Raw genomic sequence first — 25,354 nt, 5'->3', positions numbered from 1 at the left:
CAGGGCCTTTTCAATTCAGCTGTCGTCTACTTCGCAGCCTTGACCGTCTTGGTCGGCTTGCTGGCCTTGACCGGTTCGGCAGGCTCGTCTTCAGTTGCCGGTTCCGCCACTTCGACCGCGGGTTCCACCGGCGCCGGTGCAGTGAGCAGTTCGGACAGGGCGTCCGGCTGGCTCTTGAAGGCCTTGGCGAACACATCGCGATTCTTCGCCATGTAGATCCCGGCTTCTTCCACTTGCTGCTCGGTCAGCGACGGCACCGCTTTTTGCAGCACTTCGGCCAGCAACTCGGCCAGTTCGAGCATCTTGTCATGACGGTCAGCTTCGGCTTTATCCATGAACAAGCGCTCCAGATCTCGGCTGCTGCGGTATACCACTTCGACGGCCATTTACCACCTCATATGCCTTCACAATAGTTGTCTTTTGCGACCACTGTATTTATATACAGCAAAAAGGATAAGCGAATCTCGTCGCTTTGGGTAGTCGCTTTTTAATCTAGACCGGTTTCGGGGTTTGTCAGCTGTCCGGCAGTGGCAACGTGCCTCATCGACGCCGGCCATCATCTCAATCGATGATCGCTGGCCTTTTTTCTGCATGCAGATCAACCGTCACGTCCAACCCGCATTATTCGGTCGAAGCGACCTAAGGAAGAATCACCGTGAAAATCCATTGGGCAGAGCGTCTTCGCCAGAACGTGCATGAGTTGGCCGAGTCCCTGGGCAACCTGTTCGTCGAATCCTTCCACTACCTGGCCCTGTTCGCCATCGGCGCCGTCACTGCCTGGGCGGCGGTGATGGAGTTTCTCGGCATGCTCGAGAAGGGCCACATCAAGATCGACGACATCCTGCTGTTGTTCATCTATCTGGAACTGGGGGCGATGGTCGGGATTTACTTCAAGACCAACCACATGCCGGTGCGCTTCCTGATCTACGTGGCGATCACCGCGCTGACGCGCCTGCTGATTTCCAACGTGTCGCACCACAATCCGCCGGACCTGGGGATCATCTACCTGTGCGGCGGGATCCTGTTGCTGGCATTCGCGATCCTGGTGGTGCGTTATGCCTCGTCGCAGTTCCCTTCAGTGAAGATCGAAAACCCGCAGCGCAAGGTTGGCGCGGGCTCGGCGGAGCATCCGGAAGTCGAGAAAGGCGAGCTTTAATGCCGCGCCGAAAGAGCCGCCGGACGCTTGCGGGCGGGCGGCGGCAACGCGTGCCTGGCGCTGTCGGTCATGGCTTCGAGAATGGCCACCGCGCTGTGGCCCTGTTCGATGGCAATGCCGAATTGAATGCTCTGTACCAGGCGCTTGAGGCGCTGCGGATCATTGCGTTGCTGGGCGCTGATCATGCGCTTGGCAACCACCCGGCCGGCGTTGGACAGGGTCAGCATGATGCCGCCATCGAGGCCCTGGATGCTCAGGTTGATCTGATAGTCCTCGGCGAAGGCGTCGGTAATCAGTTGGAAAGGATTGTCCATGATGCGTCACCGCTTGATTGGCTCGTGCATGCATTGACCGGCCGTGGCCGGGATTGGTTCGCTTTTCCAGACCGTCGGCGGCTGGTGGGCTGCCTGTAGGACAAAGCAAAGGGCATGCCGGCCAGGCACCTACCGCAGGCGCAGGCGTGGATGCGCCTGCGGCGGGTGCTTTACTGGGCTATTTCAGGGCATCACCGAATAGATGATCGCAGACAGTGCGATCAGCCCGACCAACACGACAAAGACGTTGGACGCCTGGCCCGAGTACTGGCGCAGAGAGGGCACGCGTCGAATGGCGTACATCGGCATCAGGAACAACAGGCACGCGATGACCGGCCCACCGAGGGTTTCGATCATCCCCAGGATGCTCGGGTTGAACGTCGCCACGGCCCAGCAGCTGAGAATCATGAACAGCGCCGTGGCCCGGTTCAGCCAGCGATTGGACACCACCCGGCCACGGCCGCGCAGGCTTTTCACGATCAGGCCCTGGAAGCCTTCGCTGGCGCCGATGTAGTGGCCCAGGAACGACTTGGTGATCGCCACCAGCGCAATCAGCGGCGCGGCGTAGGCAATGACCGGGGTCTGGAAGTGGTTGGCCAGGTACGACAGGATCGAGATGTTCTGCGCCTTGGCGGCTGCCAGGTCAGCAGGCGACAGTGCCAGCACGCAACTGAAGCAGAAGAACATCACCGTCACGACCATCATGCCGTGCGCGACCGCGAGGATGCCGCTGCTCTTCGCCTCGGCCTGGGCGCCGTAGCGTTGTTTCTGATCGACCGCAAAGGCCGAGATGATCGGCGAGTGGTTGAACGAGAAGACCATCACCGGGATCGCCAGCCACAGGGTCTTGAGGAACACCGGCATGGCCATGCCCTCACTGGCGGAGGCGAAGAAGGCGCCGTTCCAGTTGGGGATCAGGCTCAGCGCCAGCAGCAGCAAGGCCGCGACGAAGGGGTAGACCAGCACGCTCATGGCCTTGACGATCACGCCCTGGCCGCAACGCACGATGGCCATCAGCCCGAGGATCAGCGCCAGCGACAGTACCGCGCGCGGCGGCGGGGTGATGTGCAACTGGTGCTCCATGAAGTTGCCGAGGGTGTTGGTCAGCGCCACGCTGTAGACCAGCAGGATCGGGAAGATCGCGAAGAAGTACAGCAGGGTGATCAGTTTGCCGGCTCCGACGCCAAAGTGTTCTTCCACCACTTCGGTGATGTCGCCGGAACGGCCGGACAGCACGAAGCGGGTCAGGCCGCGGTGGGCGAAGAAGGTCATCGGGAAGGCCAGCAGCGCCAGGATCAGCAACGGCCAGAAGCCGCCGACGCCGGCGTTGATCGGCAGGAACAGGGTGCCGGCACCGATCGCTGTGCCATACAGGCCGAGCATCCAGGTGGTGTCGTGCTTGCTCCAGCCCTTGTGGCTGGTGTCGGTGGTGCGGGATAGGTCTACAGCAGGGTTTTCGGCAGCAGGTGTACGTACATCGGTCATCGTAAAGGCCTCGTTATTATTGTTGCTCGGGCTCACGTGGGGCGGGTTGGTTGGGCTGGCTCAGGCCGGATGTTTGTAGGAGCGAGCTTGCTCGCGAAAAACGTCAACGATGACGCGCGCATCCTGAAAGTGCGCGGCGCCCTCAGGTTCTTCGCGAGCAAGCCGGCAAGCGGGCGCTCGCTCCTACAAAAAGACAAACCAACCGCAGCAACCTGCCAGGGACAATCAGGCAGTGCTCCTCAGCACTCCACCCAGCTCACCGCCAGGCCGCCCCGTGAAGTTTCTTTGTATTTGTCGTGCATGTCGGCGCCGGTATCGCGCATGGTGCGGATCACCCGGTCGAGGGAAATGAAGTGCTTGCCGTCGCCGCGCAGGGCCATCTGGGTGGCGTTGATCGCCTTTACCGCGGCAATCGCGTTGCGCTCGATGCATGGCACCTGGACCAGCCCGCCGACCGGATCGCAGGTCAGGCCGAGGTTGTGTTCCAGGCCGATTTCAGCGGCGTTTTCCAGCTGTTCGGGGGTAGCCCCCAGCACCTCGGCCAAGCCAGCAGCGGCCATCGCGCAAGCGGAACCGACCTCGCCCTGACAGCCGACTTCGGCGCCGGAGATCGACGCGTTCTTTTTGCACAGGATGCCCACGGCCGCAGCGCCGAGGAAAAACGCCACGACGTCGTCGTCCGACGCCTCGGGGTTGAACTTCATGTAGTAATGCAGCACAGCGGGAATGATCCCGGCGGCTCCGTTGGTCGGCGCGGTCACCATGCGCCCGCCGGCGGCGTTTTCTTCGTTCACCGCGAGGGCGTACAGGTTGACCCACTCCATCGCCGACAGGGTCGAGCTGATGACATTCGGCTTGCCGATTTCCAGCAGGCTGCGGTGCAGTTTCGCCGCGCGGCGCGGCACATCCAGGCCACCGGGCAAGATGCCTTCGTGGCGCAGGCCCTGCTCTACACACTCGCGCATCACCGACCAGATATGCAGCAGGCCCTGGCGGATCTCGGCGTCGCTGCGCCAGGCGCGCTCATTGGCCATCATCAGCTCGCCGACCCGCAGACCGTGCTGTTTGCACAGCGATAGCAGTTCGGCGGCGCTGGAAAAATCGTACGGCAGTTGTACCTCGGTCGCAGCCGGCGCGCCTGCTTCGACTTCGGCAGCCTCGACGATGAATCCGCCGCCCACCGAGTAGTAGGTTTGCTCGAACAGCAGTCCGTCTTCGGCGTAGGCGCTCAACGCCATGGCGTTGGGGTGGTAGGGCAGGCTCTCGTCGAGCAGGCGCATGTCCCGTTGCCAGTCGAAGGCAATGTTCAGGCGGCCACCGAGCAACAACTCGCCACTGTCGCGCAACTGCTGGATACGTGGATTGATGCTGGTGGGGTCGATGCTGTCCGGCCATTCACCCATCAGACCCATGACACTGGCGCGGTCGGTGGCGTGGCCGACGCCGGTGGCAGACAGCGAGCCGTACAGGCGCACTTCGACACGCGTTACCTGGCCCGCCAAATCCTGATCGAACAGGGCCTGGACGAAGGTCGCGGCGGCGCGCATCGGGCCGACGGTGTGAGAACTGGACGGACCGATGCCGACTTTGAAAAGATCGAAAACACTGATAGCCATGCTAAAGCCTTACAAGCAATGGAGTAGGAATCGCTGCCATTTTTTGTAGGCCAAGCGCAATGTCGGCGATACTGCGCCGCTCGGTCCCAGGTGACCAACGAAACTTTCTACTCAAGGCTTTAGCAGGACTAAATGATGCGCCATCAATTTCACGCCCAGACTTACGTCTGGCTGCATGTGTTTTCCTGTGCCGCGCGGCACCTGTCGTTTACCCGCTGCGCCGAAGAGCTGCACATCACCCCGGGCGCGGTGAGCCAGCAGATTCGCCAGCTGGAGGAGCGCCTGGGTTTTCGCCTGTTCCATCGTCGCGCGCGGGGAGTTGAGTTGAGCGCTGAAGGCCAGCGCCTGGCACTCACCGTCAGTGAAGCCTACGGCAGCATCGACGCTGAATTGCGCCGGTTGGACGCCGGGATGATCAGTGGCATTTTGCGGCTGCGCTCGATTCCTTCATTTCTCGGCAAATGGCTGACCCCGCGCCTGCCGCGCCTGCAGCAGCGTTACCCGGATATCCAATTGCGCCTGGTGGCCGAAGACAGCAGCGTGGCCCTGCACGAAGGCGACTTCGACCTGGCCATCGACCTCAACGACGGCAGCTACCCCGGGCTGTTATCCACAGCCTTGCTCGACGAACAGATCTTTCCGGTGTGCGCGCCGAGCTTGCTGCGCGGGCGACCGCCGCTCCATGGCCCGGCCGACCTCGGGCACTTTGCGTTGTTGCACGACATCACCGCCTGGCGTGGCAGCTATGAATACGCGGAGTGGGAGTTCTATCTGAATGCCATCGGCTTCGACGGTGCCGATGTACGGCGCGGACACACCTTCAATCGCAACCATCTGACCATCGAGGCGGCGATTGCTGGCATGGGCGTGGCAATTGCCCGGCGTACCCTGCTCAACGATGAACTCGAACGTGGCACCTTGATCGTGCCGTTCGGGGTCGCGGTGCCCAATCACAAGCGCTATGTACTGCTCTACGCTCCCGGTGCGCTGAGCCATCCGGGCGTGCGTGCGGTGCATGACTGGCTGGTGGAAGAGGCGGAAATCTTTCGCAGTTTGCACCCCTTGGGTGACGGGCAGTTGTGAGCAATTGTTGCAGCATTGCAAGCCGACCCAACTCCCGACCTTACCAGCGCATTTGCCCTTTGTCCGGCTTTTTCGCCGTCTAAAATTTATCTTTTTTTAGGGGTTGAAATGTTTCCGGATCTGCCCAACTCTGTAATCAAGAGGTCACGGTAACCGGGTTTTTCGAGACCGCCCCGGACCTCTCGCGAGCTAGCTGAAATAAGGGATGAACTATGCAAATCCAAGTCAACAGCGATAACCATATTCAAAGCAGCATCCGACTGGAGGAGTGGGTACGTACTACCATTGAGAGCACGCTCGAACGTTATGAGGAAGACCTGACCCGCGTCGAAGTCCATCTACGCGATGAGAACGGCGATAAACCCGGTCCACACGATATGCGCTGCCAACTTGAAGCGCGGCCAAAAGGCCATCAACCGGTATCCGTGACGCACAAGGCAGACACCCTGGAACAGGCCATCGAAGGGGCCGCCACCAAGCTGGAACATGCGCTGGAACATCTGTTCGGCAAACTGCGCGGTAAACGCGCCACCGTGACCCCGATCCAATCGGGCGCCCATGCCGATGCGCTGTTGGAAGAAGAGTTTCTGGAGAATGAACAGGCCGCGCTCAATAGCTGACGCCTGACACTTCCACCCCAATGAAAACGGGCCTGCAGATGCAGGCCCGTTTTGTTTTGCGGGCGCGAACGTTGTGGGGACAGCCAGGCGTGCGCCGCAACCATCCGATGAGCCACTTGTGAAGGGCGAGGCCAAGGCTTTCATCGGAGTATTTTGCATGTGAGAATATTTATCATTATTATCGCCATCTGTTGATCCTGTGCTGGCACGGACCGCGCGCAGATTCCCTTCCGTTTCAAGGTCGAAACATGAAAAGCCTCCCCGTTTCCTATCGTCTGGCTGTCACTTCACGGGTGCTGGCCGCCTTGTTTGGTGGCTACCTGCTCGCGGCACTGGCCAGCATCTGCTTGAGCCTGTGGCTGCCGATGCCCCGTGCCGAAGCGGTGGTCAGCGGCATGATGACCTCGTTCCTGGTGTACCTGGTCGCGGTGCTCTGGTGCTTCGCCAGTCGCAGTGCCTGGCAGGCCTGGCTGGGGTTGTTGGTGCCAGGCCTGGTGCTGGCGGCGTTCGGCGGCCTGGGCTACTGGCTGGGGCAAGCATGAAAGAGGGCTTTCGTCAGGCGATGGCCTGGTTGCACACCTGGACCGGTTTGATTTTCGGCTGGGTCCTGTTCGCGATTTTCCTCACCGGTACCCTGTCGTACTTCAAGGACGAGATCAGTCACTGGATGCAGCCGGAAGTGCCGCTGCGCTCGGTCAGCAGCGAGGCCAGCCTGACCCTCGCCCAGCACTATCTGCAGCAACATGCCGCCGATGCCGGGCGTTGGGTGATCAGCCTGCCGAGCGCGCGCGATCCGGGGCTGTCGGTGTCCTGGCAGATGCCCGGCAACGAGGGCCGGCGTGGCCCGCGGGAGAACCGCCAACTCGACCCGCTGAGCGGTGAAGAGATTCAGGTCCGCGACAGCCGTGCCGGCGACTTCTTCTTTCGCTTCCACTACCAGTTGCAGATGCCGCATCCGTGGGGGCGCTGGTTAACCACAAGTGCCGCGATGCTGATGCTGGTGGCGCTGATCACCGGGATCATTACCCACAAGAAGATCTTCAAGGACTTCTTCACCTTCCGTCCGCGCAAGGGCCAGCGCTCATGGCTCGACGGGCACAACGCGGTGGGGGTGCTGGTATTGCCGTTCCACTTGATGATCACCTACAGCAGCCTGGTGATCTTCATGTACATGGTGATGCCGGCGAGCATTCTGGTGGCCTACAAGGGCGACACCGACAGCTTTTTCAGCGAACTGTTTCCGGCGTCCACCGATGCGCCACCGGCGGCGGGGCAGCCCGGGCAATTGCTGGCGCTGGCGCCGTTCATCGAAAAGGCCCAGGCGCACTGGGGCGGTGGGCGGGTCAACCTGGTGACGGTGAGCCATCCGGGCGACCTCAAGGCCACGGTGAATATCATGCGCAGCGGTGCCGACCGGGTGGCCTACGCGTTTGGCAGCGCGGTGTCGTTCGATGGGGTCAACGGCCAGTTCCTCGGCGCCGATCCACAGCGTGCGGCGCCGATGGTGCTGGCCGGGACTTTTTACGGCCTGCACCTGGGGAACTTTGCCGGGACAGCCCTGCGCTGGCTGTACTTCATCTGCGGCCTGGCCGGCACCGCAATGATCGGTACCGGACTGGTGATCTGGCTCGGCAAGCGCCAGCTCAAACATGCGAAAAATGCGGCGATGCCGTTCGAACTGCGCCTGGTGGAAGTGGCGAACATCGCCAGCATGTCGGGCCTGGTGATCGCCGTGGCTGCCTATTTCTGGGCCAATCGCCTGTTGCCGGTGAGTTTTGCCGAGCGCGCCGAGTGGGAAGTGAACAGCTTTTTCATCACCTGGGGCCTGAGCCTGGTGCATGCGGCGCTGCGTCCGGGGCGCAAGGCCTGGGTCGAGCAATTGACATTGGCGGCGCTGTTGTTCGCGAGTGTGCCGTTGCTCAATGCCTTGACCACGTCCAGTGGCCTGCTCAGGTCGTTGATCCGGGGCGACGGGGCCATGCTCGGTTTTGACCTGACGTGCCTGGGCGGTGGTCTGTTCCTGGCCTGGGCGGCGTGGAAAATGCAGCGCGCCACGGCGCTTGCGCCAGAAGGCGCGGAGCGTGCGCGAAAAGTCCCCCTTGCGCAGAAGGTGAGTTGAATGTTGCTCGCCCTGTTGCTGTGCTACGGCGGATTCAGCGCCTTGTGCGTGTCGATGGATCGGCACCACCGCGACCTGTTGGGACGCACGCCAACCACCCGCCAGCGTCAGTTGCTGAAAACCCTGGGCTGGGGCTTGCTGGCGCTGTCGGTATGGCCAGCGGTGGCGGCGGCTGGCTGGAGCCTGGGGCTGGTGGACTGGTGTGCGGCGCTGATGGCCAGCGCGATGCTGCTGGTCTGGTTGCTGCCCTATCGGCCGCGCCTGGCACTGTCGCTGGCGGTCGCCGGGTTACTCTGCAGCCCGCTGGCGCTGTGGTAGTCGAGGCGAATCGGCAATGAACCTCACGCCCCCCGAATCGCAGATCCCCGACGCCCCGGACAACCCCGGTGGCCGGGCGCATTTCCTGCGGGTGTTTTTGTCCCAGCGTTCGCAGATGGAGGCGCTGGTCAATCGCCGAGTGGGCTGTCGGGCGACGGCGGCCGATCTGGTGCAGGACCTGTTTGTGCGCTTCTGGCGCCGGCCGCTGGTGCAGGTCGAAGAACTCAGCACCTACCTGCTGCGCTGCGCCGGCAACATCGCCATCGATCATTTGCGCAGCGAAGGCGCGCGCGGGCGACTCAGCGAGGCATGGCTGCCGGAGCAACAGAATCAGTTCGGCGTGGAGCCGCAAGCGGCGCTGGAAGCCGGCAATGACCTGCGCCATGTCGAAGAGGCCCTGCGCAGCCTGCCCGAGCGCAGCCGGCAGATTTTCCTGCTCAATCGCATCCATGGCCGCACCTATGCCGAGATCGCCAAGGCCATGGGGCTTTCCCAGAGTGCCGTGGAAAAACATATGATGCGCGCACTCGAAGCCTGCAAGGCCAGCCTGCGGGAACCTCAACCGCGCACGCCAGGGAAAGCCCCGTGAACCCCATCACTCCCATCAGCCCGACGCCCGACCAGGAACAGGCCGCGTTGGCCTGGCTGAGCCTGTTGCACGACCAGCCCAGCAGCGGCGACCAGGCGACTTTCAGCCAGTGGTTGCTGGCTGACCCGGCCCATGCCGAAGCCTATGCCCAGGCCCAGGTGCTCTGGGAATTGAGCGAAGGGCCAGCGCGAGTCCTCGCCGCCGAAGACGCGCAGGCCTTGCAAGGTTATCTGGATGCCATGGACCGCTCGCGGCACTCACGCGTGGGGCGATGGTCGGCTGGTCTGGCGATGGCGGCGTGTCTGCTGCTGATGCTGTCGATGGGCGCGGGCTGGCAGCCGGCACGCTGGTTCGACGATCTGGGCGCCGATTATGTTTCGGCGCCCGGTCAACTGCGCAGCGTGACCCTGGCCGACCAGTCGCAGGTGACCCTGGACGCCGACAGTGCGATTGCGGTGAATTTCAGCGGCGGCGAGCGCCACGTCGAAGTGCGCCGTGGCGCGGCGTTTTTCCGCGTGACTCACACGGGCGAGCCGTTTGTGGTCGAGGCAGAACAGGGTCAGGCGCGGGTGCTGGGGACGCAGTTCGAGGTGCGTCGGCAAGCTCAGGGCGCGCAGGTTACGGTGCTGTCCGGGCGAGTCGGAGTGACCGCGCAGGCGGGTGCTGAACAGCAGGTGCTGGGCGCGGGCCAGCAAGTGGCGTATCACGCCGGTCGCGCCGAGCCGCTGCACGCCGTCGACAGCGAGGCGCAACTGGCCTGGCGCCAGGGTTGGCTCAATTACTACAAGGCGCCCATGGCCGAGGTGATCGGCGACCTGCAGCGCTATTACCCCGGGCGGATCATCCTGCTCAACGATGAACTGGCCGCCCGACGGATCAGCGGCAGCTTTCCCAGCAAGGATCCGCGTGCGGTGTTGGTTTCGCTGCAGGGGGTGTTGGGGTTTGAGTTGAATGAGTTGGGTGGTTTGATCATCGTGCGCTGAATGTGCCGACAAGCCACAGATCTCTGTAGGAGCTGGCTTGCCAGCGAACCAGGCTCCTCGGTGTGTCAGGAACGCCGCCTTCGCCGGCAAGCCGGCTCCTACAAGGTGTGTCAGGCACGCCGCCTTCGCCGGCAAGCCGGCTCCTACAAGGTTTGTGGCAGGCCGCACATAGCGCGAGCACCGCAGATTCCCGGACTACCCACAATCAAAAAAATCCCCCCTCGAAAATATTTTGCAAAACCCCATGAGGTAAACCCGATCCCCATCCGTGTAGTGGATGAAAGTGCGATTGATTCGCATCGGTGCGTTACTTCACACGGGTCCAAGCAATGAAGTCCAGGTCAGGTTCGGTAGTGTCCAAGCAGCAGTGGTTCGGTGTTTCAGTGTTGGCCGTGTCGGCGTTGGCACTGTTGCCGCAACAGGTGGCCCATGCCGCTCAGGTCGGCGAGCAGCACAGCACACAATTCAGTTTCAACATCGCCGCCAAGCCCTTGCCCCAGGCCCTCAGCGATTTCAGCCGGGTGACCGGCATCAGCGTGGTCTACACCGACGAGGCGCCTTACGGCCTGACCGCGCCGGCGATCAACGGCCAGATGAGCGCCGAGCAAGCCATGCAGCGACTGTTGAGCCAGTCGGGCCTGACCTTCCGCCAGACCGATGCGCAAACACTGGCCCTTGAACCGCTGCCGACCACCGGCGCCTTGAACCTCGGCGCGACCACCATCACCTCGGACTTCGATCAGTCGACCAGCTACCAGCCGCCGTCCACCACTTCGATTGCCCGGTCCTCGGCCTCGCTGCAGGAAATTCCCCAGACCATCAACGTGGTCGCGGCCCAGGTCCTGCGCGATCAGGCGCCGCGCAATCTGGACGATGCACTGGCGAATGTAAGCGGCATCACCCAGGGCAATACCCTGGGCGGTACCCAGGACTCGGTGATGACCCGGGGCTTCGGTGACAACCGCAACGGCTCGATCATGCGCGACGGCATGCCGATCGTGCAGGGCCGGGGCCTGAACGCCTCGGTGGAGCGGGTGGAAGTGCTCAAGGGCCCGGCGTCGCTGCTGTACGGCATCCAGGACCCGGGCGGGGTGGTCAACATGGTCAGCAAGAAGCCCCAACTGCAGAGCTACAACGCCCTGACCGCGCGCGGCTCGACCTACGGTGACGGCAAGAACGGCAGCGGTGGCAGCCTGGACAGCACCGGTGCCCTGGGTGAGTCCGGCCTGGCTTACCGGCTGGTGCTGGACCACGAAGACGAAGACTACTGGCGCAATTTCGGCACCCACCGCGAAACCTTGATCGCGCCGTCGCTGGCCTGGTACGGCGACAGCACCTCGCTGTTGTTCGCCTACGAGCACCGCGAATTCCTCTCGCCCTTTGACCGCGGCACGGCGATCAATCCACAGACCAATCACCCGCTGGATATTCCGGCCTCGCGGCGCCTCGACGAGCCGTTCAACAACATGGAAGGGCGCTCGGACCTGTACCACTTCGAGGCCGACCATCAGCTCGACGACAACTGGAACGCCCACTTCGGCTACAGCTGGAACCGCGAAACCTACGACGCCAGCCAGGTGCGCATCACCGCCATCGATCCGGTGAAGGGCACGCTGACCCGCAACATGGACGGCACCCAGGGCGCGCTGACCACCGATCGCTTCACCACCCTCAGCCTCGAAGGCAAGGTTGAGCTGGCGGGTATGCAGCATGATCTGGTGATGGGCGTCGACGACGAATACCGCAAGATCTACCGCGCCGACCTGATCCGCCAGAAGAGCCTGTCACCGAGCTTCAGCTACCTCGATCCGGTGTACGGCCGTGAAGTGGCCGGCACCACAGTCAGCGCGCCGGACAGCGAGCAAACCGACCTGCTGCGCAGCGACTCGGTGTTCCTCCAGGATTCGATTCACCTCACCGAGCAGTGGATCCTGGTGGCCGGCGCGCGTTTCCAGGAGTACGACCAGTACGCCGGCAAGGGCCGGCCATTCAAGGCCAATACCGACAGCAACGGCCAGAAATGGGTGCCCCGCGCCGGCCTGGTGTATCGCTACACCGATGAGCTGTCGTTCTACGGCAGCTACACCGAATCGTTCAAACCCAACTCGACCATCGCCCCGCTGAGCGGCAGCAGCACGGTGCTCGACGGCAGCGTCGCACCGGAAGAAGCCAAGTCGTGGGAATTGGGGGCCAAGCTGGACATGCCGGGACGGATCACCGGCAACATTGCCCTGTTCGACATCAAGAAGCGCAACGTATTGGTGGCCAACTCCGAAGGCCCGGTGACGATTTACAGCGCGGCGGGTGAGGTGCGCTCACGCGGTTTGGAAGTCGACCTCAGCGGTCAGTTGAGCGAGCGCTGGAACCTGATCGGCAGTTACGCCTATACCGATGCCGAGGTCACCGAGGACCCTACCTACCAAGGCAAGAAACTGCAGAACGTGGCGCGCAACAGCAGCTCGCTGTCGGCGGTCTATGACTTTGGCAGCCTGATCGGCGGCGACCAGTTACGGGTTGGCGCAGGGGCGCGTTATGTCGGCGAACGGGCCGGTAACGCGGTGAACGACTTTGACTTGCCGGCCTACACCGTGGCCGATGCCTTTGCCACCTACGACACTCGTCTGGACGGGCAAAAGGTCAAGTTCCAGCTCAACATCAAGAACCTGTTCGACCAGACCTACTACACCTCGGCGGCGAGCCGGTTCTTCGTGTCGATGGGCGATGCGCGGCAGGTGTCGTTGTCCAGCACCCTGGAATTCTGACCGCTGCTCAGTTGCCGAACGCCTGGCGGAATTCGCCGGGCGTGGCGTGCAGGGTTTGCCGAAAACGATTGGTGAAATGGCTGGCGCTGGCAAACCCGCACGCCAGGGCCACTTCGCCCAGGGGCAGGGCGGTGTGGCGCAGCAGGTGCCGGGCATGGGCCAGGCGCCGCGCCAGCAGGTACTGGTGGGGCGGCAGGCCGAAGCTCTGGCGAAACATTCGGGCGAAGTGGTACTCCGACAGTGCGCACAGGGCTGCCAGTTGCCCGAGGCTGATGGGCTGCTCCAGATGCTGCTCGATGTACTCCACCAGTTGCCGGCGCTGGTGGGCGGCCAGGCCACCTTTGAGGCGCAAGCCCTGGCGCAGGCCGACCTGGTTGAGCAGGGTGTGGCTGAGCATTTCGTGGGCCAGGCTGCTGGTCAGCAGGCGTTCGCCGGGCTCGTTCCAGTTCAGTTCGGTCAACTGACGAAAGCGTCGGGCCTGCAGCGGGTCGTCGAGAAAGGTGCTCTCTTGCAACTGCACGGCGCGGGGTTCGCGGTCGAGCAGGGTAATGCAGCCGAGGGCGAATTGCTCGGGGCTGAAGTACAGGTGGGCGAGGCGGATTTCGCCATTGATCACCCAGGCGGACTGGTGTTCGGCGGGGAGGATACAGAGCTTGTTCGGCCCCCCGGTGGTGCCTGGCTGTTCGCGGCGAAAGGTCCCGGTGCCACCGGCGAGGTAGCAGGACAGGGTGTGATGCCCGGGTGCTTCATAGTCCTGGGAGTCGTGATGATTGCTCCACAGGGCTGCAGCCATGCCGTCACCGAGCTCGGCGCTGTGCTCAAGGCGAGCATGGGGCGAGCGGTTGAGGGCTTGAAAGACTTGCAGGGTTTCGAGTGCGGGCATGATCGTTTCTCCAACGCCTTGCATCCTACTCCCTCGCCATGGTCGTGCCAGCCCGGCAGCCGAGAAAAGCGCAAGTTTATGCAAGCGCGCTCGCTCACCACGCCACAGACTGAAGGCCATCTTCAGGAGTAAGCGTGATGAACCTTTCGTTGTATGTGCTGACCGTGCTGATCTGGGGCACCACCTGGATTGCCCTGAAACTGCAGCTGGGGGTGGTCGCCATTGCGGTATCGATCGTCTATCGCTTTGGCCTGGCGGCGCTGGTGCTGTTCGTGATGCTGCTGCTCAGCCGCAAGCTGCAGGCGATGAGTCGGCGTGGCCACCTGATCTGCCTGGCCCAGGGTTTGTGCCTGTTTTGTATCAACTTCATGTGCTTTCTCAGCGCCAGCCAGTGGATCCCCAGCGGCCTGGTGGCGGTGGTGTTTTCCACGGCCACCTTGTGGAACGCCCTGAACGCCCGGGTGTTTTTCCGCCAGAAAATCGCCCGCAATGTGCTACTGGGCGGCGGGCTGGGTCTGGCGGGACTGGGCCTGTTGTTCTGGCCCGAGCTGGTCAGTCACAGCGCCAGCCCGCAAACCTTGCTGGGCCTGGGTCTGGCGTTGTTGGGCACGCTGTGTTTCTCGGCAGGCAACCTGCTCTCGAGCCTGCAGCAGAAAGCCGGGCTGAGGCCGCTGACCACCAATGCCTGGGGCATGGCCTATGGGGCGGCGATGCTGTCGATGTACTGCGTGGTCAAGGGCATCCCCTTCGATATGGAATGGAATGCCCGGTACGTCGGTTCGCTGCTGTACCTGGTGATTCCCGGTTCAGTGATCGGTTTCACCGCGTACCTGACCCTGGTCGGGCGCATGGGACCCGAGCGTGCAGCCTATTGCACAGTGTTGTTCCCGGTGGTGGCGCTGAACGTTTCGGCCCTGGTCGAGGGCTATCAGTGGACCGCACCGGCGTTGGCCGGGTTGGTGCTGGTGATGCTGGGTAACGTGCTGGTGTTTCGCAAGCCCTCGGCACGGAGCAAAGCGCTGAAGGCTGACCTGGCATGAGGGTGATCAGTGTTCGTTTTCCAACGATACATAGATCAGCGCGGGAAACATGTATTCAAGATTACTGCGTGCCCAGTCAAAGGCGTTGCGTTTGGTCGAATACTCAACATCAAACCATTCGTTGATGATGACTACATAGAGGATGTAGTACACAAAGATCGCCGTTGTCAGGCCGATAATGGCGAACCTCTTGGCACTCTGGAACTCCTTGCGGGGAGCCTCGATAGTTCGGTAGAGCTGATAAGTTCCGACCAGGCAACATAGGGTGAAGATGGTCTCGAAAGTAATGATCGCCCAGTAGAAACGGTGGTGGAAAAGGCTTGAGGTTACGGCGCGGTAGCGCCTTGATTCATTGCCTTCGGTGGTGGTCATGCTGAGGATCTCGCCTATGTATTCATAATAGGCGGTGTAGTCCGTGAAGTTGTTGACCAGGGTGACACAACCAAAGGTGGCCGCCATCATGACAATCAATATTTTGCTGCGCCTGACGGCGCAAGTGGTCGTAAGTTTTATCATGCGCGCTATGCTCCGGATATAACCTGTATTTGAAGTTGTACAGGGCGTTGTCGGAGTCTATAGCGGGTGGCTGCAAGTAGGTCGAGAGTGGTTGTGCAAGTTTTGTCGCTTGATATTAAACAATCGGCAGTAAGTTGACCGTAAGTGTTGAACCGCCAGCGGCACGCCCCACGGGACGTGCCGCCTGCGAATCAGCCTTTCCACACCTGCGGGTTGACCAGGTCTTGTGGTCGCTCGCCCAGCAGAGCGCTGCGCAGGTTGGCCAGGGCGCGGTTGGCCATGGCGTCGCGGGTTTCGTGGGTGGCGGAGCCGATGTGCGGCAAGGTCACCGCGTTCTTCAGTTGGAACAGCGGCGACTCGGCCAGCGGCTCCTTCTCGTAGACATCCAGCCCGGCGCCGCGAATGCGGTTGTTCTGCAGGGCCTCGATCAATGCCGGCTCATCCACCACCGGACCACGGGAGATGTTCACCAGGATCGCCTCGGGCTTCATCAGCGCCAGTTCGCGGTGGCTGATCAGGTGCCGGGTTTTTTCGCTCAGCGGTACTACCAGGCAGACGAAGTCGGCTTCGGCCAGCAATTGGTCGAGGGTGCGCATCTGCGCGCCCAGTTCTTGCTCGACGGCAGTCTTGCGGCTGTTGCCGCTGTACAGGATCGGCATGTTGAAACCCAGGCGGCCGCGCCGGGCGATGGCCGCGCCGATGTTGCCCATGCCAACGATGCCCAGGGTCTTGCCGTGCACGTCGCAGCCGAACAACGGCGCACCGACGCTGGCTTGCCACTGACCGGCCTTGGTCCAGGCGTCCAGTTCGGCGACGCGGCGGGCGCTGCTCATCAACAGCGCGAAGGCCAGGTCGGCGGTGCTTTCAGTCAGCACATCCGGGGTGTTGGTGAGCATGATCCCGCGTTCGTTGAAGTAGGCCAGGTCATAGTTGTCGTAACCCACCGAGACGCTGGACACCACTTCCAGGCGGCTGGCGTTTTCCAGTTGCGCCCGGCCCAGCTTGCGCCCGACGCCGATCAAGCCATGGGCGTGGGGCAGGGCTTCATTGAACTGTGCATTGATGTCGCCCTGCTTGGGATTGGGCACGATCACCTCGAAATCCTGTTGCAGGTACTCGACCATGGCAGGCGAGACACGGCTGAAAGCAAGTACAGTCTTTTTCATCGCGGAAAAGCTCATCGGGCGGAGGACAATGCCAAGCAAGCTATCATTCTTGGCAAGGTCAGCGCGAGTCCCGTGGGCAACAACCGCGCATTCGCTTCAATTGGCCAGTCGCGCGCCGCCCAGGGTGCCACTCAGCTCATAGGCTGCCAGTTCGGCCTGGTGCGCCGAGAGAATTTCCGGCAGTGAGCCGCGCAGGTACTCGACCCAGGTCTTGATCTTGGCGTCCAGGTACTGCCGCGAAGGATAGATCGCGTACAGGTTCAGCTCCTGCGAACGGTAGTTGGGCATCACCCGCACCAGACTGCCATTGCGCAAGCCGTCGATGGCTGCATACAGCGGCAGCACGCCGACGCCCATGCCGCTGGTGATCGCGGTTTTCATCGCATCGGCCGAGTTCACCAGGAACGGTGAGCCGTTGATGGTGACCATTTCCTGGCCTTCGGGGCCGTCGAACAGCCACTTCTCCAGCGGAATCACCGGGCTGACCAGGCGCAGGCACGCGTGGTTCAGCAGGTCGCTGGGCTTGTTCGGGCAGCCGTGCGCCTTGACGTAGGCCGGCGAGGCACAGGCAATGCTGTAGGTGATGCCCAGGCGCTGGGAAACGAAACCGGAGTCCGGCAGTTCGCTGGCCAGCACGATGGACACGTCGTAGCCCTCGTCGAGCAGATCCGGGACGCGGTTGGCCAGGGTCAGATCGAAGGTCACATCCGGATGGGTCTTGCGATAACGGGCGATGGCATCGATCACGAAGTGCTGGCCGATGCCGGTCATGGTGTGCACTTTCAATTGCCCGGCGGGGCGCGCGTGGGCGTCGCTGGCCTCGGCTTCGGCTTCTTCTACATACGCGAGAATCTGTTCGCAGCGCAGCAGGTAGCGCTTGCCGGCCTCGGTCAGGGCGATGCGGCGAGTGGTGCGGTTGAGCAGACGGGTTTGCAGGTGGGCTTCCAGATTGGAGACCGCGCGCGAGACGTTGGCTGTGGTGGTGTCGAGCTGCACGGCGGCGGCGGTGAAACTGCCAGCCTCGGCGACACAGCTGAAGGCGCGCATGTTTTGCAGGGTGTCCATGGGGTGCTCTCAAGGGAGATGGCAAATTGTGACATGAAGTTACGGGGCAAAGCATTCAACCAAGGGATTATCTCGTTAACGGTAACAAAGATTCACAGGAATCCCAGCTTATCGCCGCAGGGGCCCAGCCCTAGAATTATCGCGATCAAACACCGCCCCCTCAGGAATTTGCAGCAGTGCCGCGTCGCATCGACAGAGAGCTCAAGGCTCTCAGTATTTTGGCTTTATCCCTGGCAATCAGCGGCTGCATCGGAACCGGAGGTATTGCCCCACAGGGCAAGGCACTCGATGCCAATACATTGGCCACGGACGAAGCCATCCAGAGCGCCGCACAGGACGCGCATTGGCCCGTCGCACAGTGGTGGCGCGCCTATGGCGATCGCCAACTGGACGCCTGGGTCGAACTCGCCGTACAGGGTAGCCCAAGCCTGGCCATGGCGGCGGCGCGGGTGCGCCAGGCCAAGGCTATGGCCGGCGTGGTCGAGTCGGCGGAATCGTTGCAGGTCAATGCCGACACCACCCTCAAGCGCCACAACTGGCCCACCGATCAGTTCTACGGCCCTGGTGACCTGGCCAACTCCACCACCTGGGACAACAACGCGGCGCTGGGCTTCAGCTACGCCCTCGACCTCTGGGGCCGCGAAAGCAATGCCAGCGAGCGCGCCGTCGACCTGGCGCACATGAGTGCCGCCGAGGCGCGCATGGCCCAGTTGGAATTGCAGAACAACGTGGTGCGGACTTACATCCAGCTCTCGCTGCATTACGCCCAACGGGATATCGTCGCCGCGACCCTGGCCCAGCAACAACAGATTCTCGACCTCGCGCAGAAACGCCTGGACGGTGGCATCGGCACCCATTTCGAGGTCAGCCAGGCGCAGACGCCGTTGCCCGAAACCCATCGCCAACTGGACGCACTGGACGAGGAAATCGCCCTCAGCCGCAATCAGCTCGCGGCCCTGGCTGGCAAAGGTCCGGGTGAAGGCGCACGGCTGCAGCGCCCGACCCTGGCCTTGGGCGCCGCGCTGAAGCTGCCCTCGAGCCTGCCGGCGCAATTGCTCGGGCAGCGTCCGGACGTGGTCGCCAGTCGCTGGCAGGTGGCTGCCGAGGCGCGCGGCATCGACGTCGCCCATGCCGGTTTCTACCCCAATGTCGATCTGGTTGGCAGCCTGGGATACATGGCCACCGGCGGCGGTGCGCTGGAGTTCCTCACCGGGAAAAAACTCAATTACAGCGTCGGCCCGGCGATCTCCCTGCCGATCTTCGACGGCGGCCGCCTGCGCTCGGAACTGGGGGCGGCCTCGGCCGGCTATGATTTGGCCGTCGCCAAATACAACCAGACCCTGGTCAACGCGCTCAAGGGCATTTCCGATCAGTTGATCCGCCGCGAGTCGATGGACAAGCAGCAGGACTTCGCCGCCGAGTCGGTGGCCGCGGCGCAGAAAACCTATGACATCGCGATGATCGCCTACCAGCGTGGCCTCACCGATTACCTCAATGTGCTGAACGCGCAAACCCTGCTGTTCAAACAGCAGCAGGTGCAACAGCAGGTCCAGGCAGCGCGCCTGAGTGCCCACGCCGAACTGGTCACGGCCCTCGGCGGCGGTCTCGGTGCGGGCGACGACGTGCCGGCCGACAGCAAAGTCCAGGCACCGAAAACCCCGGCCATTCTCTCCGCCCTCGATCATTGAGCAGGACACCATGACTCCCTTGCCTGCACCGCTGCGCTGGCTGTATAGCCTTGAGTGGCGCCGTGGATTTTTCGACTGGGCACGCAGTGATGGCGTGACCTGGGTCTACATCTTCAAGGTGTTGATCGCCGCGTTCCTGACCCTCTGGCTGGCCATGCGCCTGGAATTGCCGCAACCGCGCACGGCGATGATCACCGTGTTCATCGTCATGCAACCGCAAAGCGGCCAGGTGTTCGCCAAGAGCTTCTATCGCTTCCTCGGCACCCTCACCGGTTCGGCGGTGATGGTCGCGCTGATTGCCCTGTTTGCGCAGAACACCGAACTGTTTCTCGGCGCGCTGGCGATCTGGGTCGGTATCTGCTCGGCCGGTGCCGCGCGCTATCGCAACTTCCGCGCTTACGGTTTTGTACTCGCCGGCTACACGGCGGCGATGGTCGGCCTGCCGGCCCTGGCGCACCCGGAAGGGGCGTTCATGGCGGCGGTCTGGCGGGTGCTGGAAATCTCCCTGGGGATTCTCTGCTCGACCTTGGTCAGCGCCGCGATCCTGCCGCAAACCGCCAGTGCCGCGATGCGCAACGCCCTCTATCAACGCTTCGGCGTGTTCGCCCTGTTCGTCACCGATGGCCTGCGCGGTCGCAGCCAGCGTGACAGCTTTGAAAGCCGCAACGTCGGCTTCATTGCCGAAGCCGTGGGCCTGGAAGGGTTGCGCAGCGTGACCGTGTTCGAAGACCCGCACATGCGTCGGCGCAACGGCCGGCTCAGTCGGCTGAACAGCGAGTTCATGGGCATCACCACGCGCTTCAACGCCCTGCATCAGTTGCTCGAGCGCTTGCGTGACACCGCCGCCGAACAGGTGCTGGCAGCGATCAAGCCGGGGCTGCAGGATCTGGCGGAATTGCTCGACGGCTTTTCCGGACGGGCCCTGACCCATGCCGACGCGGCGCGCCTGGCCAGTCAACTGGCGGCCTACAAGGACGGCTTGCCGGCACGGGTGCGCAGCCTGCGCGCGGCTTTCGAACACAGCGCGCCGAGCGACGCCGATCAACTGGATTTCCACACCGCCTACGAGTTGCTTTATCGCTTCGTCGATGAACTGCACAGTTATGCCCAGACCCACGCCTCGCTGGCCGACCACCGCCACGAACGGGAGCAGTGGGACGAGCCGTTCACACCGAAGACCAACTGGCTGGCCGCGGCAGCGTCGGGCATTCGTGCCTCATTCATTCTGCTGGTGCTGGGCAGCTACTGGGTCGCGACCGCATGGCCGAGCGGCGCCACCATGACCTTGATCGCGGCGGCCACCGTCGGCCTGTCGGCGGCCACGCCCAATCCGAAACGCATGGCGTTCCAGATGGCCTGCGGCACGTTCCTCGGTGCACTGATCGGCTTCGTCGAGATGTTTTTCATCTTCCCGTGGATCGACGGTTTCCCGCTGCTGTGCGTGATGCTGGCGCCGGTGATCGTGCTCGGTGCCTTCCTCACCTCGCGCCCGCAATACGTCGGCGTTGGCCTGGGCCTGCTGATTTTCTTCAGCACCGGCTCGGTGCCGGACAACCTGACGATCTACAACCCGTACACCTTCATCAACGACTACATCGCCATGGTCATCGGCATGCTGGTCTGTGCGGCCGCCGGGGCGATCATTCTGCCGCCCAACAGCCGTTGGCTGTGGCGTCGTCTCGAGCAGGACCTGCGCGGCCAGGTGGTGGTTGCCATCAGCGGCAAGCTCAAGGGCCTGGCGACGAGTTTCGAAAGCGGCACCCGCGACCTGTTGCACCAGGCCTATGGCCTGGCGGTGGGGCAGCCGCAGGTGCAACGCAATCTGCTGCGCTGGATGTTCGTGGTGCTGCAGGTCGGCCACGCGATCATCGAGTTGCGCAAGGAACAGGCGATCCTGCCGGTGCACCCGGCCTACGCCGAGTCGCAGCCGTGGCGCCAGGCGATCCGGGTCATGGGCCGTTCGCTGGTGCGCCTGTTCCTGCAGCCGGGGCAGAGCAATCTGGAACGTGCGCTGATTGCCGTCGACCATGCGATCAGCCGCGTCCAGGCCACCGACGAACCCTTCGCCCCGCACTTCGACACCTCGGCCCTGCGCCGGGTGAAAAGTTACCTGCACTTCATCCGCACTTCGCTGCTCGACCCGCAATCGCCGCTGGCGGCGCTGGCCGCCCCGCAAGGACCTGACCATGCCTCGTGAAATCGCCTTCCACGGCGTGTACATGCCGACCATGACCCTGATGTTTTTCATCGCCGCAGCCCTGGCCTGGGCGCTGGATCGCTTTCTCTCCGGGTTCGACCTGTACCGTTTTTTCTGGCATCCGGCGTTGCTGCGCCTGAGCCTGTTCATCTGCCTGTTCGGCGCCCTGGCGCTGACGATTTACCAGTGAGTCCGCTTCGATGAAAAAGCTTTTCAGTCTGCTTGCTACCTTGCTGGTGCTGGCCCTTGCGCTGTGGATCGGCCGCTCGCTGTGGGTGCACTACATGAACACCCCCTGGACCCGCGACGGCCGTGTGCGGGCCGACATCATCAACGTCGCCGCCGACGTCACGGGGGAGGTGGTCGACGTGCCGGTGCGCGACAACCAGTTGGTGAAAAAGGGCGACTTGCTGATGCAGATCGATCCCGAGCATTACCTGCTCGCGGTCAAGCAGGCGCAGGCGCTGGTGGCCTCGCGCAAGGCCACCTGGGAAATGCGCAAGGTCAACGCCCACCGGCGCGCCGACCTGGATAACCTGGTGATCTCCCGCGAGAACCGCGACGACGCCAGCAACATCGCCGACTCGGCCCTGGCCGACTATCAACACGCCCAGGCGCAGCTCGAAGCCGCGCAGTTGAACCTCAAGCGCACTAAAGTGCTGGCGGCAGTGGACGGTTATGTCACCAACCTCAACGTGCATCGCGGCGACTACGCGCGCATCGGCGAGCCGAAGATGGCGGTGGTCGATATGAACTCGTTCTGGGTCTACGGCTTCTTCGAAGAAACCAAGCTGCCCCACGTGCGGGTCGGGGACCAGGCTGACATGCAGTTGATGAGCGGCGAGGTGCTCAAGGGCCACGTCGAAAGCATCTCCCGCGGCATCTACGACCGCGACAACCCCGAGAGCCGCGAGCTGATTGCCGACGTCAACCCGACCTTCAACTGGGTACGCCTGGCCCAGCGGGTGCCGGTGCGCATCCATATCGACGAAGTGCCGGAAGGGGTACTGCTGGCGGCGGGGATTACTTGCACGGTGGTGGTTAATCGGTAGGAGCGAGCTTGCTCGCGATGGAATAACAGGCACCGCGGACATTCAGAAAGGGCGCGTTATCGTTGACGTCCATCGCGAGCAAGCTCGCTCCTACAGGGTAGGGTGGTGTCATTCAGCAAAATGTCTCATGCAGATGCCGCCAGAGCAGCGCGCCCGACGCCTGGCGTTCGAACACCGCGGTGGCGCGCCGGTCATTGAGTACCCCACTGGCATCCGACTGCAGTTCGCGGTAACTGACGCTGGCGCCATCGGCGTGTTGCACAATGCTGTGCATCTCGCTCAACGCGATGCGCAGCCCCGGACGGGCACCGCCGAGTTTTTCGAACAGTGCCTGCAGGCCAGAAAAATCAAGCGAATCGCCATTGGGCGCGATCATCGAGAACGCTGGCGAGAAGCGGGTGAGCAGGCGCGTCAGCACGGCTTGGTCATCGGTACCGGCGAACCATTGTTCGATGTCGGCGAGGGTGTGGGTGACTTCAGCGAAATAATCATTCATGGGTGTTTTCCAGCGTGGGTGGGGGAGTGGCGAGGGCTTTCACCGCCCTGTCGTCGAAGCGCCAGACGGCGAGGAGCGGAATCAGGGTCAACAGCGCGGCGATCTGGAAAATGCGCTCGAAGGCGTGCGGCGATTGCGGGCCGAGGGCATCAAGCAGTGCACTGAGGACTGCAGCGCCAAGGCCGAAGCTCAGTTGGCGGTTGATGTTCCACAGCGCGCTGGCGTGGTTCATGCGTGCGGCAGGCATGTCGAGAAACGCCAGGGTTTGCGCGCAACTGCTGCACAGGCTGCCGCCCATGCCCATCAAGCCATAGACGAGGATCGGCAAAGCACCCTGTGGCTGGTCGATCAAAATCAGCAAGGCAATGCCGAGGCTTTGCAGCAGCGCGCCGAGTATCAGCACCGGCTTGGGACCGCAATACTGGAAGGCGCGTTTACCGGCGATGATCGCCAGCGCCGAACCCATGGCCCATGGCAGCATCAAGGCACCGATCTGCGGGCTGCCCCAACCGCGCTGGTTGAGGTACAGCACGGCGATCAGGCTGGTGCCGATGAACACCCCGGGAATCAGCAAATAGATCCACATGGCCAGGCGCAGTGCCGGATTGCGCAGCAGTTGCAGGTCGAGCAAGGGGCGCGTCGTACACTCGACGTCCGTGTTATCGGTCTTCAGCCAGAGCGCTGCCAGCAGCAACGCCAGCAGGACAACGGGCAGGTTGAGGTAAAACACCCAACGCCACGACAGCGCTTGCACGATCAGCCCGCCCAGTGCCGGCGACAGCGCCGGGACCAACAGCGCAACGGACATCACCCAGGTGGTCAGTTGTGCCCGTTGCTGCGCCGGGAACTCGCGAAACGCCAGGGCCTGGCCGATGGGGATCAACAGCCCGCCGCTGAGCCCCTGCAACAGCCGCCAGCCGATCAGGGCTTCGATCGAGCCCGCTTGCGCGACCAGCAGCGAAGCGCAGCCAAACGACAGCAACGAGACGAGGATCAGACGGCGCTCGCCGAGGCGAGTCGCCAACCAGACACTCAAGGGAATCACCAGGGTCAGGCCGAGCATGTAGGCGTTGCCGATCCATGCCAACTGGCTCACCGAGGCCTGAAGCTGACGGGCGATGTCGGGGTAGGCAATGTTCGCGACAAACATGTTCAGCAGATCAAGGGCGAACCCCAGCAGGTACACCAGCGCAACTTTCCAGCGATAGGCCATGAGCACTTTCCGGGCAATGAGCGGTGCAGGGTAGAGCGCCGGTAGGTTTGGAAAAACCTTGAAATGGCTGCTAGTTTGTCAAAATTATTTTGACAAGGAGTGCCGTCACGATGGTCAGCCTGGACCGATTCGACACCTTCAAGGCCGTGGTCGAGGCCGGCTCGCTGACTGCAGCGGCCGACCTGCTGGGACAAACCCGGGCCGTGGTCAGCTTCAACCTCAAGCGCCTGGAGGCCGAGCTGGGCGTCACCCTGTTGACCCGCAGCACCCGGCAATTGGCCCTGACCGACGCCGGCGAGCGTTTCTACCAGCGCTGCCTGCGCACCCTCGACGAGGCACGCCTGGCCATCGAGGATGCGCGTTCGGAGCACAGCCAGCTCAAGGGCACCTTGCGTATCACCACCACCCTGGAGTTTGCACTGGCCCAGGTGGTGGCGGCGCTGCAGGTGTTCCGCGAGCAACACCCGCAGCTGAACATTCACCTGTCGACCTCATCGACCCATGCCGATCTGATTTCCGAACGCTTCGACGTCGCGCTGCGACTGGGGCGCATGCACGACTCCAACCTGCGCGCCGTGCAGTTGTCGACCTTCGACATTCATGCGGTCGCGGCACCGGCGCTGCTGGCGCAACACCTGCCGGTGAGTACGCTGGCGCAGTTGCAGGCGCTGCCGACCCTGGGTCACGGGCGGGTGCCGGAGCTGACCGTGGAGGACGCCGAAGGCAAGGAGCATGTCTACCAGCCACAACCCGGCAAGACCGCAATCGTCGCCGACAACTCGGCCACGCTGCGGGCCTTCGCGTTGTCCGGCCAGGGCGTGGCGATCCTGCCGGAGTGGCTGGTGGCCGATGACCTGAAAAGCGGCACATTGCAACGCCTGCTGCCCGATCACCGCTTTGCCCGGCAAGGGGTCTACGCGCTGTACCCGGATACCCGGCACTTGCCGCTGAAGGTGCGGGCGTTTATTGATTTCATGAAGGCGTGGCGCTGAA

The 25,354-nt window shown here is 62.9% G+C and carries 24 protein-coding genes and 1 pseudogene; 15 read left to right on the top strand and 10 right to left on the bottom strand.

Going from position 1 to position 25,354, the window contains the following annotated elements; all coding sequences use genetic code 11:
• Nucleotides 1-122: 122 nt before the first annotated feature.
• Nucleotides 123-386 (bottom strand): annotated as a pseudogene (locus tag ACZYR5_RS17310) (YebG family protein); the annotation flags it as partial.
• Between the two features lie 269 nt (nucleotides 387-655).
• On the opposite strand from ACZYR5_RS17310, the gene ACZYR5_RS17305 reads away from it, so the two are divergent.
• Complete coding sequence (locus ACZYR5_RS17305; RefSeq protein ID WP_489090311.1) at nucleotides 656-1,156, top strand: phosphate-starvation-inducible protein PsiE; 501 nt, start codon at nucleotides 656-658, stop codon at nucleotides 1,154-1,156.
• On the opposite strand, the gene ACZYR5_RS17300 is transcribed toward ACZYR5_RS17305, so the two are convergent.
• From ACZYR5_RS17300 to ACZYR5_RS17290, 3 genes are all read right to left on the bottom strand, one after another.
• Nucleotides 1,153-1,470 carry a DUF3509 domain-containing protein gene (locus ACZYR5_RS17300; protein WP_489090310.1) on the bottom strand — a complete coding sequence of 106 codons (318 nt, stop codon included), beginning with the start codon at nucleotides 1,468-1,470 and terminating at the stop codon, nucleotides 1,153-1,155. The two genes, ACZYR5_RS17305 and ACZYR5_RS17300, sit on opposite strands and share 4 nt — an antisense overlap.
• A 183-nt stretch (nucleotides 1,471-1,653) precedes the next feature.
• Entirely contained in the window at nucleotides 1,654-2,955 is a 1,302-nt protein-coding gene (locus tag ACZYR5_RS17295; protein ID WP_489090309.1) for a serine/threonine transporter, read from the bottom strand.
• Between the two features lie 239 nt (nucleotides 2,956-3,194).
• Nucleotides 3,195-4,571, bottom strand: coding sequence for an L-serine ammonia-lyase (locus ACZYR5_RS17290; RefSeq protein ID WP_489090308.1), 1,377 nt, complete (start codon nucleotides 4,569-4,571; stop codon nucleotides 3,195-3,197).
• 135 nt (nucleotides 4,572-4,706) lie between these two features.
• Between ACZYR5_RS17290 and ACZYR5_RS17285 the strand changes: the two genes are divergently transcribed.
• The 8 genes from ACZYR5_RS17285 to ACZYR5_RS17250 all read left to right on the top strand — a co-directional run bounded on the left by ACZYR5_RS17285 (nucleotide 4,707) and on the right by ACZYR5_RS17250 (nucleotide 13,045).
• Nucleotides 4,707-5,654 (top strand): LysR substrate-binding domain-containing protein, encoded by a 948-nt coding sequence (locus ACZYR5_RS17285; RefSeq protein WP_489090307.1) that lies wholly within the window; start codon nucleotides 4,707-4,709, stop codon nucleotides 5,652-5,654.
• 212 nt (nucleotides 5,655-5,866) lie between these two features.
• Nucleotides 5,867-6,274, top strand: a complete 408-nt coding sequence (locus ACZYR5_RS17280; RefSeq protein ID WP_489090306.1) for an HPF/RaiA family ribosome-associated protein — start codon at nucleotides 5,867-5,869, stop codon at nucleotides 6,272-6,274.
• A gap of 248 nt (nucleotides 6,275-6,522) precedes the next feature.
• The gene (locus ACZYR5_RS17275; protein WP_489090305.1) at nucleotides 6,523-6,816 is read left to right on the top strand and encodes a DUF3649 domain-containing protein; all 294 of its coding nucleotides are present in this window, start codon (nucleotides 6,523-6,525) and stop codon (nucleotides 6,814-6,816) included.
• Nucleotides 6,813-8,393 carry a PepSY-associated TM helix domain-containing protein gene (locus tag ACZYR5_RS17270; protein ID WP_489090304.1) on the top strand — a complete coding sequence of 527 codons (1,581 nt, stop codon included), beginning with the start codon at nucleotides 6,813-6,815 and terminating at the stop codon, nucleotides 8,391-8,393. The genes ACZYR5_RS17275 and ACZYR5_RS17270 overlap by 4 nt, the downstream gene beginning before the upstream one ends.
• The gene (locus ACZYR5_RS17265; RefSeq protein WP_489090303.1) at nucleotides 8,394-8,711 is read left to right on the top strand and encodes a DUF3325 domain-containing protein; all 318 of its coding nucleotides are present in this window, start codon (nucleotides 8,394-8,396) and stop codon (nucleotides 8,709-8,711) included.
• Between the two features lie 16 nt (nucleotides 8,712-8,727).
• The gene (locus ACZYR5_RS17260) at nucleotides 8,728-9,300 is read left to right on the top strand and encodes an RNA polymerase sigma factor (protein ID WP_489090302.1); all 573 of its coding nucleotides are present in this window, start codon (nucleotides 8,728-8,730) and stop codon (nucleotides 9,298-9,300) included.
• Entirely contained in the window at nucleotides 9,297-10,283 is a 987-nt protein-coding gene (locus ACZYR5_RS17255; RefSeq protein WP_489090301.1) for a FecR family protein, read from the top strand. The genes ACZYR5_RS17260 and ACZYR5_RS17255 overlap by 4 nt, the downstream gene beginning before the upstream one ends.
• 329 nt (nucleotides 10,284-10,612) lie before the next feature.
• Nucleotides 10,613-13,045, top strand: a complete 2,433-nt coding sequence (locus ACZYR5_RS17250; RefSeq protein WP_489090300.1) for a TonB-dependent siderophore receptor — start codon at nucleotides 10,613-10,615, stop codon at nucleotides 13,043-13,045.
• 7 nt (nucleotides 13,046-13,052) lie between these two features.
• Here ACZYR5_RS17250 and ACZYR5_RS17245 read toward each other — a convergent pair whose 3' ends face one another.
• Nucleotides 13,053-13,928 (bottom strand): helix-turn-helix domain-containing protein, encoded by an 876-nt coding sequence (locus ACZYR5_RS17245; protein WP_489090299.1) that lies wholly within the window; start codon nucleotides 13,926-13,928, stop codon nucleotides 13,053-13,055.
• 137 nt (nucleotides 13,929-14,065) lie between these two features.
• Between ACZYR5_RS17245 and ACZYR5_RS17240 the strand changes: the two genes are divergently transcribed.
• Nucleotides 14,066-14,968 (top strand): DMT family transporter, encoded by a 903-nt coding sequence (locus tag ACZYR5_RS17240; protein ID WP_489090298.1) that lies wholly within the window; start codon nucleotides 14,066-14,068, stop codon nucleotides 14,966-14,968.
• A 6-nt stretch (nucleotides 14,969-14,974) separates the two neighbouring features.
• On the opposite strand, the gene ACZYR5_RS17235 is transcribed toward ACZYR5_RS17240, so the two are convergent.
• The 3 genes from ACZYR5_RS17235 to ACZYR5_RS17225 all read right to left on the bottom strand — a co-directional run bounded on the left by ACZYR5_RS17235 (nucleotide 14,975) and on the right by ACZYR5_RS17225 (nucleotide 17,715).
• Nucleotides 14,975-15,484, bottom strand: coding sequence for a DUF2165 family protein (locus ACZYR5_RS17235; RefSeq protein WP_489090297.1), 510 nt, complete (start codon nucleotides 15,482-15,484; stop codon nucleotides 14,975-14,977).
• Between the two features lie 191 nt (nucleotides 15,485-15,675).
• On the bottom strand, nucleotides 15,676-16,650 hold the full coding sequence (locus ACZYR5_RS17230) for a 2-hydroxyacid dehydrogenase (RefSeq protein WP_489090296.1): 975 nt from the start codon (nucleotides 16,648-16,650) through the stop codon (nucleotides 15,676-15,678).
• 96 nt (nucleotides 16,651-16,746) lie between these two features.
• Nucleotides 16,747-17,715 carry a LysR family transcriptional regulator gene (locus ACZYR5_RS17225; protein ID WP_489090295.1) on the bottom strand — a complete coding sequence of 323 codons (969 nt, stop codon included), beginning with the start codon at nucleotides 17,713-17,715 and terminating at the stop codon, nucleotides 16,747-16,749.
• Nucleotides 17,716-17,891: 176 nt separating this feature from the next.
• Between ACZYR5_RS17225 and ACZYR5_RS17220 the strand changes: the two genes are divergently transcribed.
• Genes ACZYR5_RS17220 through ACZYR5_RS17205 form a run of 4 tightly spaced genes read left to right on the top strand, consistent with a single transcriptional unit; the run spans nucleotide 17,892 to nucleotide 22,652 of the window.
• Entirely contained in the window at nucleotides 17,892-19,403 is a 1,512-nt protein-coding gene (locus ACZYR5_RS17220; protein ID WP_489090294.1) for an efflux transporter outer membrane subunit, read from the top strand.
• Between the two features lie 10 nt (nucleotides 19,404-19,413).
• Nucleotides 19,414-21,600 (top strand): FUSC family protein, encoded by a 2,187-nt coding sequence (locus tag ACZYR5_RS17215; protein ID WP_489090293.1) that lies wholly within the window; start codon nucleotides 19,414-19,416, stop codon nucleotides 21,598-21,600.
• On the top strand, nucleotides 21,590-21,790 hold the full coding sequence (locus tag ACZYR5_RS17210; protein WP_489090292.1) for a DUF1656 domain-containing protein: 201 nt from the start codon (nucleotides 21,590-21,592) through the stop codon (nucleotides 21,788-21,790). Before ACZYR5_RS17215 ends, ACZYR5_RS17210 begins: the two co-directional genes overlap by 11 nt.
• Nucleotides 21,791-21,800: 10 nt before the next feature.
• The gene (locus ACZYR5_RS17205; protein ID WP_489090291.1) at nucleotides 21,801-22,652 is read left to right on the top strand and encodes an efflux RND transporter periplasmic adaptor subunit; all 852 of its coding nucleotides are present in this window, start codon (nucleotides 21,801-21,803) and stop codon (nucleotides 22,650-22,652) included.
• A gap of 112 nt (nucleotides 22,653-22,764) precedes the next feature.
• Here the strand turns inward: ACZYR5_RS17205 and ACZYR5_RS17200 are convergent, their stop codons facing one another.
• Both ACZYR5_RS17200 and ACZYR5_RS17195 read right to left on the bottom strand, forming a co-directional pair.
• Nucleotides 22,765-23,148 carry a DUF4440 domain-containing protein gene (locus ACZYR5_RS17200; protein ID WP_489090290.1) on the bottom strand — a complete coding sequence of 128 codons (384 nt, stop codon included), beginning with the start codon at nucleotides 23,146-23,148 and terminating at the stop codon, nucleotides 22,765-22,767.
• The gene (locus ACZYR5_RS17195; RefSeq protein ID WP_489090289.1) at nucleotides 23,141-24,361 is read right to left on the bottom strand and encodes an MFS transporter; all 1,221 of its coding nucleotides are present in this window, start codon (nucleotides 24,359-24,361) and stop codon (nucleotides 23,141-23,143) included. Before ACZYR5_RS17195 ends, ACZYR5_RS17200 begins: the two co-directional genes overlap by 8 nt.
• 110 nt (nucleotides 24,362-24,471) lie before the next feature.
• On the opposite strand from ACZYR5_RS17195, the gene ACZYR5_RS17190 reads away from it, so the two are divergent.
• Nucleotides 24,472-25,353 (top strand): LysR family transcriptional regulator, encoded by an 882-nt coding sequence (locus ACZYR5_RS17190; RefSeq protein WP_489090288.1) that lies wholly within the window; start codon nucleotides 24,472-24,474, stop codon nucleotides 25,351-25,353.
• Nucleotide 25,354: the final 1 nt, after the last annotated feature.

The organism is Pseudomonas sp. F007, from assembly GCF_057814275.1.
Note: the sequence above shows the minus strand (reverse complement) of the source record. Positions and strands in the feature narration are given on the sequence as shown.